A 13,474-nucleotide genomic window follows, 5' to 3' on the forward strand; every position below is an offset into this window, starting at 1 on the left:
CTGACTCAGCATGCTCTAAGTGCGGGGTCCCTAGCGTCGAAGTTATGACAGATCCCAGCACGCTCGACCTGTCCGGCTGGGGGCGAACGGTCCGTCGAACCGCACAGGTCCGGCGACCGACGTACGACGGGGGACTGGTCGACGTGGTGCTGGCCGAGCCGAAGATCACGGTGCGCGGGGCCGGCAAGAGTTATGGCGACGCAGCCCTTCCCGGCCGGGGGATCGTGCTCGACACGACTGCCTGCGACCAGATCGTCTCGTTCGACGAGGGCAACGGCGTACTCATCGTGGAGTCGGGCGCGTTGCTGAAGGACGTGATCGACCAGACTCTGCCGTTGGGCTGGAAGTTGCCGGTGATGCCGGGGACCGAGCGGATCACCGTCGGTGGGGCGATTGCCAGCGACGTCCACGGGAAGAACCATCCTGGCGCCGGTTCGTTCGGCCAGCACGTCGTCTGGCTCGCTGTACTGCGGTCGGACGGGAACATCGTCCAGTTGTCGGCCGGACAAGACGCCGACGGGTTCTGGGCCACGATCGGCGGGATGGGACTGACCGGGGTCATCCTGCGGGCGGCGATCCAACTGCAGCGGGTGGAGACCGGCTGGATGATTCGGAACCGGCTGCGGACCCACTCGCTCGACGAGACGCTGCAGGCGATGGAGGAGTTGTCCGTGCGCCAGGAGCCTGATCCGGACCGGTACGCGGTCGCTTGGCTGGACGCACACGCGCAGGGTGGACGGCTGGGTCGCGGCATCGTCGACGAGTTCTACACTGCGTCTCTTTTAGATCTCCCAGGCGCGGTCGCACCCTTTCCCGAGGCTCGGATCGCGTCGACGCGTCCCAGGCATTCGCTGCCGGGTCCGGGAGTGATGTCGAGGGCAACGATCACGGCCGCGTCCGCTGCGCGTTGGCATCTGAGCAGATCCAGCAACTCACAACTTGTTGCCTTGCGTACGGCGCTTTGTCCGCTGGACCGGGCCGAGTCGTGGCCGGCGGCGTTCGGTCGCGGGGGATTGGTTCAGTATCAGTTCGCCGTACCGCCGGATCAGCTCGGCGCGGTGCGGGGTGTGCTGGCGTTTCTGGGGACGCGCGGCATGACGCCGGCGCTCACCACGCTGAAGAACTTCGGGTTCGGTACGGCTGGACCGTTGTCGTTCCCGATCCCGGGGTGGACGTTGGCGGTCGATCTGCCGGCGCGTTGGCTGCGTCGGCCGGATGCGTTGCGGCCGATCGACAAGCTGGTCGCCAGCGCAGGCGGCCGGGTCTATCTGGCCAAGGATGCGGTGACGGATCCGGACCTGATCCCGGTGATGTATCCGCGGCTGGAGACGTGGCGTCGTATCCAGCGTCGGCTGGATCCGGTCGGGCGCTGGACCTCCGCGTTGGCCGAGCGTCTCGGTTTGTTGCCATGAGCCCCGGCTCGGTGCTGCTGGTCGGCGGATCGTCGGAGATCGGTCTGGCCGTACTGTTCCAGCTGCTCGGTCCGGTCCCGCGTCGGGTCGTCCTGGCCGGGCGGCCGAGTGGTGAGCTGCGGCGGAACGCCGAGAGGCTCCGGGATCTCGGGCATTCCGTTTCGACCACGAAGTACAACGCTGGGCTGAGCGCCGATGAGCTCGACGGGATGCTAGAGCCTGCGGATCCCTTGGAGTTGGCGATCATCGCGGTCGGATCGATGGCGTCGGAGTCCTTCTCGGACGGCGTTGTCGTCAATGGTTTGGGTGTGGCTGTCCTGCTGCATGCCTTGGTACGGCGGAAGCCTGAGCAGATCGTGCTGTTGTCATCGGCTGCCGCCGTACGGCCGCGCCAGGCGATGGCGGCGTACTCGGTCGGGAAGCAGCTGGCGGACTCGACCGCGGTGCTTCTTGGACGGCAGGCGTCGGAGACCGGGGTGCGGGTGCTCGTTGTCCGACCCGGGTTCGTGTCCACGCGGATGACGGCAGGGCTCTCGGTACCTCCGCTCGCGACCACGCCGGAGCGAGTGGCGCGACGGGTGGAATGGGCGGTGCGGGATCACCGGACGATCGTTTGGGTGCCTCGGGCAATGGGTCTCGCCGTACGCGTGCTGAACGTGCTGCCTCGACGGCTGCTGCCGGAGGATTGGCGATGAAGGTGCGGAAGCGCTGGATCGCCTTGGCCTGCTGTTTGTTGCTGGTCGTCCCCATCGTCTCTTACGTCAGAGCGCTGCTCTATCCGGGTAACGCGAGCTTCAGCGTCCGGACGGTGGAGTGGGTCCGCGATCACGGCGCCGGCGGGATCATCGACGCCGTCGAGACCTGGAAGTACTCGCGCCAGCAGCCGGCTCCGACCGGCATGCCGAGCGACATCACTGCTCCCAGCACGGTTCCCGTTCGTACGACTTTGCCGAGAGCGCAGCTCCTGCCCGGTGTTCCAGCGCTGCCGCAAGAAGGAACCTGGACCGTCGCCCGGCAGTCCAAGTCCGGTACGCCGTTGCTGTGGGCAACCTGGTTCCGGGCCGACCCCGCTCACCTCCCGGTCTCGGCCGCCGCCGTCCTCATGCCACACGCCGTCGACCGCCTGACCTTGATGCCGGGTACGCGCGAACCGCTGGTCGGAATGCCCTCCCGCAACGGGTACGCCGTCCCATCCGCAGATCGGTCCAAGCTGGTCGCGACCTTCAACGCGGGCTTCAAGATCAAGGACTCGCACGGCGGCTGGTGGACCACGACGTCACCTGCCGTACCGCTGGTCGACGGCCGGGCCTCGATCGTCATCCATCGCGACGGTTCGGCAGATATCGGGACCTGGAACCAGACCGTGCGAATGACCCGTGATGTGGTCGCGGTCCGGCAGAACCTGGACCCGGTCATCGTCGAGGGCCGGATCGTCAGTGGACTGACGACGAACGCGAACGGCCGGTGGGGGACCGTGCGCAGCCAGTTCCAGTACACCTGGCGGTCCGGTCTGGGGACCGATGCCCGCGGCAACTTGATCTATGTCGCCGGCAACAAACTCACGCTCGCGACGCTGACCGCCGCGATGCACCAGGCCGGGATCGTGCAAGGGATGGAGCTCGACATCCATGCCGCCATGGTCAGCTTCGACATCGAGCAACCCGGACCCAACGGCACGGTCACCGGCAAACGGCTGCTCGACTCGATGAACTCGCCGACCAACCGCTACCTGGTCGACGACCAGCGTGACTTCTTCTACGTGACGACCAAATGACCGACGTACGCGCTGAGGCAATCGCCGTACGCCGGGAAGCGCCGGCGCGGGCGTTGTTTCGACTGAGCCGGCCGCGGCAGTGGCACAAGGCGGTGATGCTGTTCGCGGCGCCGGCGGCTGCTGGAGCGCTCGAGTCGCCCGTGCTCGTGTTGCGGGCAGCCGTCGCCGCAGTCGGGTTCACCCTGCTGGCGATCTCGGTGTACGCGATCAACGACATCCGAGACGCGCCGGACGACCGCCGGCATCCGACGAAGCGATTGCGGCCCGTTGCCGCACGCGTCATCAGTCCGGCCGTGGCTGCGCTCCTCGGAATCGTGACAGCCCTGGCGGGTCTGGCGATCACGAGCAGTCTGGGTGTGTCCACGTTTGCGCTGGCCACGGCGTACCTGGTGGCGCAACTGTTCTACGTTTTCGGGCTGAAGCATGTGGCTGTTGTTGATCTGGTGATCGTTGCGCTTGGGTTCGTACTCCGGGCCGCTGCAGGCGGGACGGCGACCGGACTACCGGTGTCGCACTGGTTCTTGCTGGTTTCGTTGTTCGGGGCAATGTTCCTGGTCACCGGTAAGCGCAAAGCCGAACACACCGCCGTCAGCCGACCGGTGCTGGCGGCCTACCCGACCTCGTGGCTCGACCAGGTGCTGACGGTTTGCCTGCTCGGAGCCGCGCTGTCGTACGGCATGTGGGCGTTCCAGTACCTCGGCCACGACGCCTACCGCGAGCTCCTCGCGATCTCGTTCCTCCCGTTCTTCACCGGACTGCTCCGCTACGCCCTCCTCGTCTCCACCGGCCGAGGAGAGCAACCAGAACACGAGCTCTTCCGCGACCGAGTTCTCCTGATCGCCGGCCTCACCTGGGCAGCCCTCCTAACCATCGGCCTGTACTGCGCCTGACTCGGTGCAGAGGCAACTGACGCCGCGCTCGATCCACTCCCGGCCCGCCCACTCCGGATGCCGTTCGATCAGCAACTCCTTGACCTCGGCAACGATCTCGGCCTCGGCTCCCCGTCGCCGCCAGGTCTCGTCGCGCAGTTCGCGGAGGCAGTCGCGGACGTCGGCCAGGACCTCCGGCCCGCCGACCCGCCCATGACCCGGTACGACGATCTTGGGAGCTGACGTGATCAGTCGATCCATCACCGCGAGCCAGCCCACACCTGACACATCCACGTCGTACGGCGGGAACCACGGGAAGATCGCGAACTGCCCGGTTTCGGCCAGATCCCCGGTGAACAGGACGCCAGCGTCCGGCACCTGAATTACCTGATCACCCTTGGTATGGCCGCGACCCGTCGACCGCAGTTCAACAATCCGCCCGCCGAGATCGAGGTCGTGCACGTCGCCGTACACCTCGTCCGGGACGGGCACCTGGACGCCTTCGAGTCGCTCGGCGATCGAGCCGCCGAAGCCGCGGAACATCTCCAGGTAGCCGGATCCCTTGGTCTCCAAGTCATCCGCCTGCGCGCGGTTGACGAGGTACGTCGCCTGTCCGGCGAAGACCTGTGCACCGAACGCGTGCTCGGGGTGGAAGTGGGTCGTGGTCAGGTACAACCGTCGGCCGTGTGCGACCTCGGTCGCCAGCGCGAGGACCTGCTCGGCGTTGGCGATGCCGATACCGGTGTCGACGACCAGGACGGCCTCGGTGCCGCCGATGATGCCGATGTTGGGCACGAGGTCGACCTGGTTGTTCGGGATCACCAGCAGGTCAGGGGCGACCTCGCTGGCGTCGGCCACTCGCACGAGAGGATCTTGGGTCATGCTCTGATCCCACCGCCTGCGAGGTCGCGGCGTCCAAGACCGATCCGGTGGCGCCGATACCGTGCGGGTATCGTCGCTGGTCATGGAGCTGCGTACGCTGCGCTATTTCGTGGCTGTTGCCGAGGAACTCCATTTCGGCCGGGCAGCGGCACGCCTCCAGATGAGCCAGCCGCCGCTGAGCCGGGCGATCAAACACCTGGAGCGAGAGCTCGGTGCCGCGCTCTTCGACCGCTCCGCGGCGGGCGTTGCGCTCACCCCTGCGGGCGCCGTATTGCTGCAGGAAGCGCGGGTGCTGCTGGAACAGGCTGACCAGGTGCCCCGGCGAGTGCAGGCTGCGGTCAGCATCACCATCGGCATGCTTGGCGACAGCACCGATCCCGGTGCGAGTCGGTTGGCCGCGGCGTACCGGCAGCAGCATCCCGGGCTGGAGGTCCGCATTCGCGAGGCCGATCTGACCGATCCTACCTGCGGCCTCCGAGCCGGTCTCGTCGATGTTGCACTGACCCGAGCGCCGTTCGACGAGGCCGGCCTGGTCGTGCACGAGCTCCGGGCCGATCCGGTGGGCGCCGTACTGCGGACTGATGATCCGCTGGCTCAGCGCGATCAACTCAAGCTCGCCGAGCTCGCGGATCGACGGTGGTTCCAGTTCCCCGCGGACACCGACCCGAGCTGGCAGTCGTACTGGAACGGCGGTCAATCGCGCGAAGGTCCCGTGGTGCGGTCGGTCCAGGAATGCCTGCAGGCGGTGCTCTGGAACGGCACGGTCGGGCTGAGTCCGCTCGGCCACAACCCGCCTGCCGAGCTCACCGTCGTACCGCTCGTCGATCTGCCGCCGAGCCGCGTGGTGACGGTCTGGAAGAAGGGGGACACCAACCCGCTGGTTCGTTCCTTTGTCGAACTCGCGTCTAGCGCGTACCAGGGACAATGGCCGGATGACTGTTCTTGACAAGTTCTCGCTGGCTGGGCGGACGGCTTTGGTGACTGGTGGTTATCGGGGTCTCGGCCTCGCCTTCGCTACCGGGTTGGCCCAGGCGGGCGCCGATGTGGTGATCGGGGCGCGCGATGCCGAGGCGTCCAAGCAGGCGGCCGAGCGGCTCGCCGCGGCGACCGGGCGGACGGTGATCGGTATCGGGCTCGACGTGAACGATCGGGAGTCCGGTCAGGCTGCTGTCGACGCCGCGCTGGAGGCGACCGGGCGGCTCGACATCCTGGTGAACAACGCCGGGACCTGCATCCACCGGCCGTCCCTCGACATCCCGGACGCGGAGTGGGACGAGGTGTTCTCGACGAACGTCGACGGTCTGTGGAAGCTCAGCCAGACGGTCGCGCGCCACTTCACCACGGTCGGCGGCGGCAACATCGTGAACATCGGATCGATCTCGGCGCAGATCGTGAACCGACCGCAGTGGCAGCCGGCGTACAACGCGTCCAAGGCCGCGGTTCATCAGCTGACCAAGTCGCTGGCCGCGGAGTGGGCGCCGTTGAACATCCGGGTGAACGCGGTCGCGCCCGGCTACGTGAAGACCGAGATGGCGCCGGTGGACGAGCCGCAGTTCAAGGCCCGCTGGATCGACGACGCTCCGATGCAGCGGTACGCCGTACCGGAGGAAATCGCACCGACCGTCGTGTTCCTCGCGTCCGATGCTTCGAGCTTCATGACCGGCTCAGTGGTGGTGATCGACGGGGGATACACCCTCCACTGAGCCGGTTCAGAAGGTCAGGCGAAGGACTCGACGGCGGCGTGGATCAGGTCGGCGACGGCCTGCGGCTGGGAGACGTACACGGAGTGGCTGCCGGGTACTTCGCGGACCGTGGCGCCGGCGCGCTCGGCCATCTGACGCTGGGCCGGCGGCGGGATCATGTGGTCGTCGGCCGCGACCAGGTACCAGCTCGGCTTGCTGCGCCAGCCGGGTTCGGTCACGCTGCCGGCGAGCGCTTCGACGCCCCACGGCACCTGCGAGTCGGCCATGAAGGCAGCCTCGTCGGCCGGCAGGTCGCCGGCGAACGAGTCGTGGAACTTGTCCCGGTCCAGGTACAAGAGGCCATCCCGCGGCGGCAGGATCGGCGGTACCGGCGCGCCGGGCGGCGGGTCGGCGATCAGCGTGTTCACGGACTCGCCCTTGTCGGGTGCGAACGCGGCGATGTACACGAGGCCCGCGACCCGCGGGTCGCTGCCGGTCTCGGTCACGACCACACCGCCATACGAGTGACCGACCAGAATGGCCGGGCCGTCGAGCTCGTCCAGGAGCTGCTTGGTCGCGGCGACGTCGCCCTCGAGTGACAGGGTCGGGTGCTGTACGACGAGGACCCGGTGGCCCTGGGCGCGGAGCCGGTCGTACACACCTCGCCAGCCGGAACCGTCGGCGAAGCCGCCGTGGATCAGAAGGACGGCCGGTTCAGTGGTTTCGCTCATCATTTCCTCCTCGGGTTGCTTGATGACACCGAAGCTAGGGCGGGAACGCTCTCTCGGCAGGCGGGAAAACCCTCGGACCCGTCCTCCCGGACCCTCGATCGGCGTTGCGCGGTGCCGCATGATGTCCTGATGGGTGAGGGATCTGCGATCGATTACGGACTGTTCGGCCGTGAGGACGCGCTGGGTGTCCTGACCGATGTCCTCGACCGCGGCGGCAGCGCGGTGATGATCGGCGAGCCGGGGGTCGGCAAGAGCAGTCTGCTGAAGGTCGTCGACCAGTTGGCGCAGCGGCGCGGCCGAAGGGTGCTGTCGGTCGCTCCGACGCAGTTCGACCGCGGACTGCCGTTCGCGGGGCTGGCGGAGCTGGTGAACCAGTGTCCGGAGGAGACCCTCGACCGCCTTCCGGCTCCACAGCGACGGGCGATCGCCGTTGCGTTGCAGCGGGCCGAGCAGGATGGTTCTGAGGTCGACGCGTTGGCGATACCGGTCGCCGTACGAAGTCTGCTCACCCTGCTTGGTCAGGCGAGTCTGGTCGCGCTGGTGGTTGACGACCTGCAGTGGCTGGACCCGGCGAGCGCCGGCAGTCTCGCGTTCGCGTTGCGTGGCATCGACCCGAGTCGGGTCTGCGTTCTGCTCGCCACCAGGCCCGATCCGGCGGTCGGAGCCGACGTGATCCGATCCCTGGCCGAGCCGCGGCACGAACTCTTGCTCGAGCAACTGCCGGACTGGGCCATCGGTCAGCTGCTCCGCAAGCACCTGGGGCAACGGTGGACGGCGCCGTTGGCGGCTGGGGTGGCTCGGGCCAGTGGGGGCAATCCGTTCCTGGCGCTGATGATCGCGCAGGCAATGCAGTCCGACCTGTCGAAGTGGCACTGGAGCGCTCAGCAAGGCCAGGATCCGATCTTCCCGGTCCCGCCCAGCCTGGCCGGCATTCTGGGGGAGAAGGTGTCGGTGCTGTTGTCGCAGGACGCGCGCGACGTACTCCTGCTGGTCGCCGCTGCCGGTCGGCTGACTGTGAGCCAGTTGCAGCGGTTCGTCGAGGAGGCGCGTCTTCGGTCCGCACTCGAAGCTGCCGCGGACGCAGACATCGCCAAGGTCGGCGCCGGGTCGGTCGTCGCGTTCACCCATCCGCTGCTCGCTTCGGCGATGTACGACGCGGCCGCGCCGGACGAACGTCGTCGCGCCCATCGGACCCTGGCCGACAAGCTCGAAGACCCGGTCGAGCGCGCCCGCCATCGGGCGAAGTCGATCAGCACACCCGACGAGACCGCGGCCGACGAACTCGAATGCGCCGCCGAGATCTCGCGAGCCCGCGGTGCTCAGCAGCTGGCCGGCGAACTACTGGAAGCAGCCGCGCTCGTCACGCCGTCGGACGTGGACACCTCCGACAGTCTCCGGCGATGGCTCGAGGCTGTTGACACCTACATCGCCGCCGGTGATGCGCTGGCCGCGCGGACCGCGCTCGACCAGGGTGCAGCCCTCGTCGTACTCGATGAGCAGGAAGCCCAGGTGCTCGTACGACGGGCCCGGCTGACCGAGGATCTCCGCGGCGCCAGGGTCCTCACCGAGCAGGCGCTCCGGCTGTCGCCCACCGGCGGCGAGGTCCGCGCGCAGATCCTGCAGGAGCTCGGCGAGTACCACCGGATGGAAGGTCACGGCCGACTGGCGATCCGGCTGGCCGATCTGGCCATCGCCGAGGCGGTGATCGTGGAGCGCGTGGACCTGCAGCTCGCCGCTCTGGGCCAGCGCCAGGGAGCCGAACGGATGTGGGGGCTGGGCAAGCCGCTCGAGACAGTCGCCGAGATCGACCGGCTGGCCGGACTTGCAGCTTCGTCGTCGGAGTGGGCGTGGTCCCGCGGCTTCTACGCCGAGTGGAACGACTCGACCGCAGAGCGGGTCGTACGCGACGGCATCGCACGAGCCGTCGCCGCCGGCCGGTACGGCGACCTGTCGTCCCTCTACATCTGCCTCGTCATGGTCCTCGTCCGCGCCTCGAGGTTTCGCGAGGCCTCGACCGCGTTGGACGAGGCCGACCGCGTCGGCGCCTGGGCGGACTTCAGCCTCCAGGAAGACATGGCCCGGATCCTGGTCAACGAGTACACCGGTCAGCTGGACGTGGCCCGCGAGGTGGCCGAGCGGGCGACCGCCGCCTCGCGGTCGGCCGGGTTCACGTACTGGCTGGCCGGATTCCTGGCCGAGCTCGGATTCATCGAGGTCTCCGCGAGGAATTGGCAAACAGCACTCGAGTCACTCCGCGAACTCGCCGGGATCTTCGCGAGTACGGCGATGGTCGACCTGGAACAACTGCTCTGGCCCGTCGACTACGCCGACGCCGCCCTCCAGGTCGGGGCATTGCCCGAGGTCGAGATCGCCATCTCCCTGCTACGACGTCAAGGAGAGGCCCGGCCCGAGGCAGCTGTCGCCGCGGATCGCTGCCAGGCATTGCTGAACGCCGCGCGGGGAGAGGTCGACGACGCACTGACCGACCTTCGCCGCATCGTCGAGCTGGACGGGTCCGAGTGCCCGTTCGAAGCCGCGCGATCCAGGCTGGCCCTGGGACAGGTTGCGCGACGAGCCGGCTACAAGGGCACAGCCGCCGAAGCCCTCACCGCGGCCGCGTCCGTGTTCGACGAACTCGGCGTACCACGCTGGGCAGAACGAGCCCGCGACGACGCCGGCCGCGTCGGCCTGCACCCGACCACGACCACCCTCACCGCAACCGAACACCGAGTCGCCGAACTCGTCGCAGCAGGCCGCTCCAATCAACAGGTCGCCGCCGAACTCTTCATGTCCGTCAAAACCGTCGAAGCCAACCTCACCCGCATCTACCGCAAACTCTCCGTCCGCTCCCGAACCGAACTAGCCAACCACCTCCGCACCTAGCTGCACTAGCGGGTGATTCGGTCGACTCGGCGGCCGGTGCGGTCGAAGATGTGGATGCGGGAGGTGTCGAGGGCGAGGTGGACTCGGGTGCCGCGTTTGAGGTCGGCTTCGGGAGGGATCTCGATGACGAGGTCGGCCCGGCGATGGGTCGGAGGTACGAGCGGTTCGGCCGGGGGATCGGACCGGCCCGAGCGGCCGACGCGGGACAGGAGTCTGGTCAGCAACGAGGTCGGGACCTCGTCGTCCTGGTCCGGGGACGCGTGCATGGGCCTCGCAAGACCGACCCGGTCCGGATCGACGACCTGGATGCCGCATTCGACGAAGGCGATCGACTGTTGACCGTGGAACTCGAACGCCCGCAGCGTCCCGGTCAGCTGGTTGGCGACGTCCTGGTTGGTGATCAGGCTGAACGCGTTCGAGCGCGCGCCGACGATGACCTGGGCACCGTCGTGGTTCCGCAGGATCAGGGACCGGCGGTCGGTCGGCGAGAGCTGGATCGACTGCGCGCCGAAGTCGAGGGCGACGCGGTGGTGCGAGGTGACCCGGATGGTCGCGGACAGCAGGTTGATCCTGGGGGATCCGAGGAACCCCGCGACGAAGGCCGTCGCGGGGTCGTTGTACACCTGTGCCGGCGTACCCACGTCCTCGATCCGGCCGTCGCGCATCACCGCGATCCGATCGGCCAGGGTGAGGGCCTCGACCTGGTCGTGGGTCACGTAGAGCGTGGTGACGTTGAGGTCCCTGGTCATCGCGCCGATCTCCTGCCGGAGTTCGGTCCGCATCGTGGTGTCCAGGTTCGACAGCGGTTCGTCCAGGAGGAACACGCTGGGCCGCCGTACGAGCGCTCGCCCGATCGCGACCCGCTGACGCTGCCCGCCGGACAGCGTCCGCGGGAGTCGGTCGAGCACCGGCCCGAGGCTGAGGATCTGTGCCAGTCCGGCGGCAGTCGAGCTCGCGTCGGCGTCGTCCTGCCCGGCGATCTGGAGCGGGAACATGATGTTCTCCCGCGCGGTCCGGTTCGGGTAGAGCGCGCCGGTCTGGAAGACCATGGCGACCTGACGGTCCCTCGGCGCCAGCCGCGTCCCGTTGGTCCGGCCGAACCAGACCTCCCCGGCCGTGACTCGCTCGAGCCCCGCGATCATCCGCAGCAGTGTCGTCTTCCCGCACCCCGACGGCCCGAGCAGCACCATGAACTCGCCGTCAGCCACCTCGAGCGACAACTCGTCCACGGCAAGGTGTTCCCCCTCGAACACCTTGGAAACCGCCTCGAGCCGGATCGCTGTCATCAGCCTTCTTATACGGGAAGACCAGGTTCACCGGCAAGGACTGAATCGCTAACCTGCAGGTACTTGCAAAGGCGACAGTTGACCCCTTGACTGTTGCCTCAAGCAATCGATCGGCCCGGTTCGGAAGAAATCTCGTCGGGGTTGACAACCATTGGCGGGGTGGATCGACTCCTTGGAGATATGACCGCTGAGTTATCGGCTGTTCGGGGGCAGGTGGAGGATCAGCGCAGTACCCATACGGCGGACTTCGACGAGTACGTCGCGGTCCGGTACCAGCAGTTGGTCCGGATGGCGCGGCTGCTGACGCAGGACTGGGCGCTGGCCGAGGACCTGGTGCAGTCCGCGCTGGTCAAGTGCTGGGGGTCGTGGGGGTCGATCCGCAACGACGACCCGACGGCGTACATCCGGCGTACCTTGATGACCACGTACTTCGGCTGGTGGCGCTGGCGGCGATCTCGTCCGGAGCGGCTGATGGCCGTCGACCTCGAGCGGTCCATGACCGACGACTACACGCTGATCGAGAACGCCGACCTGCTGGACGCCCTGCGGTCGTTGCCGAAGCGGATGTGCGCCGTCGTGGTCCTGCGGTACTTCGAGGACCTGACCGAGGCCCAGACCGCCGCCGCGCTGGGGTGCACGGTCGGCACGGTGAAGAGCCAGACCCATCGGGCCTTGCGCCGACTGCACCTGGAGCTCACTGCTGTCGAGGAGGCAGAGCGGTGATGAATGTCGAAGAACTCCGCGAACGGCTCGAGAACGCCGCACAGCCGCCACACCCACTCACGCCACCGCTGGAGGACCTCCACCGCCGAGGACGGCGCCGCCGTCGGCAGCGGGCGGGTCTGCTCGTCACTGCAGTGGCCACCGCCTTAGTCATCGGCGGGGTGCAGTTGCTGGCCGCGAAGCACCCGGAACCGGCCACGCCGGCGGCCGAACCCTTTCCGGCCTATCTGGGCATGTATCGGCTGTCGGCTCAGCAGACCGGCGCTGCCGGGCAGACCGACTTCACGCCGCAGGCGCTGACGGGCAAGGTGGACGAGCTGTCGATCACCTGCACGGCGCGCGATGCTGAACACCGGCAAGTGCTCGTGACGAGCCCGGGCGGAGTACCGGTCCTTGTCGCGTGCTCACGCTTTCCGACGAATCCGGGCACGCTCGGGGGCTTTGACGCCGGCGGGATGGCCGTGGTCCGCAAGACCCCGATTCGGTTCCGCCTCGTCGATCTCGACTACCAGGTAGGCGAGCCTCCACCGGCACCACTCGACGACCCAACAGCCCGCCTGGCCGTCGCGGTCTACGGCCTTCCCTAATCGAGAAGCCGCAGGGCCTCGGCGATCGAATTGGTGACTGGGGCGCCGGTGGCCAGCAGGGCCTCGCTGGTCATGGCGCCGGTGGAGACGAGCACGCACTGGGTGCCGGCTGCCTGGGCGGCGAGGCCGTCGTCGACGACGTCGCCGATCAGTACGACGCTTGCCGGGTCGAGCTGCTGGGCCTCGAGGTGCCGGACCAGGCTCTCGGCCTTCGACCCACCGCCGACGTCACCCGCCAGCCCGTCCACCCGGGTGAAGTACGTCGTCAGGCCGTACTGCTCGATCGTCGGAGTCAGTCGCCCGTGGAACCACATCGACAGCAACGACTGAGTCCGCCCACTGTCAGCACAGGCCCGCAGTACGTCGAGAGTCCCGCTGGCGAGCTCGCAGGTGTGCAGCAGAGCGTCGTACCGCTCGTGGTAGAGCTTGTCGACCCGCGCCCACTCCTCCTCGTCGAGGCTTCGCTGCAGGATCTGCTCGTAAGAGACCCGCATCGGCCGCGCGTACGCCGCCTGCCAGTCGCTCCAGTTCAGCCCCGGCCGGCCGAATCCGGCACAAACCTCGTTGACTGCGGCTAGTACTGCGTGATTGTCATTGAGCAGCGTCCCGTTCCAGTCCCACACCACATGCGAAGCCTTCACCGGG

13 protein-coding genes are annotated in these 13,474 nt (G+C 68.0%); 9 read left to right on the top strand and 4 right to left on the bottom strand.

Annotation, left to right across the window (positions count from 1 at the left end; translation table 11 throughout):
• The first annotated feature begins 44 nt into the window (after window positions 1-44).
• From EV650_RS01290 to EV650_RS01305, 4 genes are read left to right on the top strand one after another with little or no spacing between them, the layout of a single operon-like run.
• Entirely contained in the window at window positions 45-1,412 is a 1,368-nt protein-coding gene (locus EV650_RS01290) for an FAD-binding oxidoreductase (protein ID WP_166677983.1), read from the top strand.
• A complete protein-coding gene (locus tag EV650_RS01295) occupies window positions 1,409-2,107 on the top strand; it encodes an SDR family NAD(P)-dependent oxidoreductase (RefSeq protein ID WP_134114485.1) in 699 nt (232 codons plus the stop codon). The genes EV650_RS01290 and EV650_RS01295 overlap by 4 nt, the downstream gene beginning before the upstream one ends.
• Window positions 2,104-3,186, top strand: a complete 1,083-nt coding sequence (locus tag EV650_RS01300; RefSeq protein WP_134114487.1) for a hypothetical protein — start codon at window positions 2,104-2,106, stop codon at window positions 3,184-3,186. Before EV650_RS01295 ends, EV650_RS01300 begins: the two co-directional genes overlap by 4 nt.
• On the top strand, window positions 3,183-4,076 hold the full coding sequence (locus tag EV650_RS01305; protein ID WP_134114489.1) for a decaprenyl-phosphate phosphoribosyltransferase: 894 nt from the start codon (window positions 3,183-3,185) through the stop codon (window positions 4,074-4,076). Before EV650_RS01300 ends, EV650_RS01305 begins: the two co-directional genes overlap by 4 nt.
• Here EV650_RS01305 and EV650_RS01310 read toward each other — a convergent pair.
• A complete protein-coding gene (locus EV650_RS01310; RefSeq protein ID WP_134114491.1) occupies window positions 4,050-4,937 on the bottom strand; it encodes an MBL fold metallo-hydrolase in 888 nt (295 codons plus the stop codon). The genes EV650_RS01305 and EV650_RS01310 overlap by 27 nt on opposite strands.
• Before the next feature lie 82 nt (window positions 4,938-5,019).
• On the opposite strand from EV650_RS01310, the gene EV650_RS01315 reads away from it, so the two are divergent.
• Both EV650_RS01315 and EV650_RS01320 read left to right on the top strand, forming a co-directional pair.
• Window positions 5,020-5,883 carry a LysR family transcriptional regulator gene (locus EV650_RS01315; RefSeq protein WP_166677984.1) on the top strand — a complete coding sequence of 288 codons (864 nt, stop codon included), beginning with the start codon at window positions 5,020-5,022 and terminating at the stop codon, window positions 5,881-5,883.
• On the top strand, window positions 5,870-6,640 hold the full coding sequence (locus EV650_RS01320; RefSeq protein WP_134114493.1) for an SDR family NAD(P)-dependent oxidoreductase: 771 nt from the start codon (window positions 5,870-5,872) through the stop codon (window positions 6,638-6,640). Before EV650_RS01315 ends, EV650_RS01320 begins: the two co-directional genes overlap by 14 nt.
• Before the next feature lie 14 nt (window positions 6,641-6,654).
• Here the strand turns inward: EV650_RS01320 and EV650_RS01325 are convergent, their stop codons facing one another.
• Window positions 6,655-7,350, bottom strand: coding sequence for an alpha/beta fold hydrolase (locus EV650_RS01325; RefSeq protein ID WP_134114495.1), 696 nt, complete (start codon window positions 7,348-7,350; stop codon window positions 6,655-6,657).
• A gap of 129 nt (window positions 7,351-7,479) precedes the next feature.
• Here EV650_RS01325 and EV650_RS01330 point away from each other — a divergent pair, with 129 nt between their 5' ends.
• Window positions 7,480-10,233: an ATP-binding protein gene (locus EV650_RS01330; protein ID WP_134114497.1), complete on the top strand. Its 2,754-nt coding sequence runs from the start codon at window positions 7,480-7,482 to the stop codon at window positions 10,231-10,233.
• Window positions 10,234-10,238: 5 nt separating this feature from the next.
• On the opposite strand, the gene EV650_RS01335 is transcribed toward EV650_RS01330, so the two are convergent.
• Window positions 10,239-11,519, bottom strand: coding sequence for an ABC transporter ATP-binding protein (locus EV650_RS01335; protein WP_134114499.1), 1,281 nt, complete (start codon window positions 11,517-11,519; stop codon window positions 10,239-10,241).
• Between the two features lie 180 nt (window positions 11,520-11,699).
• Between EV650_RS01335 and EV650_RS01340 the strand changes: the two genes are divergently transcribed.
• Both EV650_RS01340 and EV650_RS01345 read left to right on the top strand, forming a co-directional pair.
• Complete coding sequence (locus EV650_RS01340; protein ID WP_134114501.1) at window positions 11,700-12,242, top strand: SigE family RNA polymerase sigma factor; 543 nt, start codon at window positions 11,700-11,702, stop codon at window positions 12,240-12,242.
• On the top strand, window positions 12,242-12,829 hold the full coding sequence (locus EV650_RS01345; RefSeq protein ID WP_134114503.1) for a hypothetical protein: 588 nt from the start codon (window positions 12,242-12,244) through the stop codon (window positions 12,827-12,829). Before EV650_RS01340 ends, EV650_RS01345 begins: the two co-directional genes overlap by 1 nt.
• Here the strand turns inward: EV650_RS01345 and EV650_RS01350 are convergent.
• Complete coding sequence (locus EV650_RS01350; protein WP_202874294.1) at window positions 12,826-13,470, bottom strand: HAD family hydrolase; 645 nt, start codon at window positions 13,468-13,470, stop codon at window positions 12,826-12,828. The genes EV650_RS01345 and EV650_RS01350 overlap by 4 nt on opposite strands.
• Between the last annotated feature and the right edge of the window lie 4 nt (window positions 13,471-13,474).

This window comes from Kribbella kalugense, from assembly GCF_004365875.1.
GTDB classification, from domain to species: domain Bacteria; phylum Actinomycetota; class Actinomycetes; order Propionibacteriales; family Kribbellaceae; genus Kribbella; species Kribbella kalugense.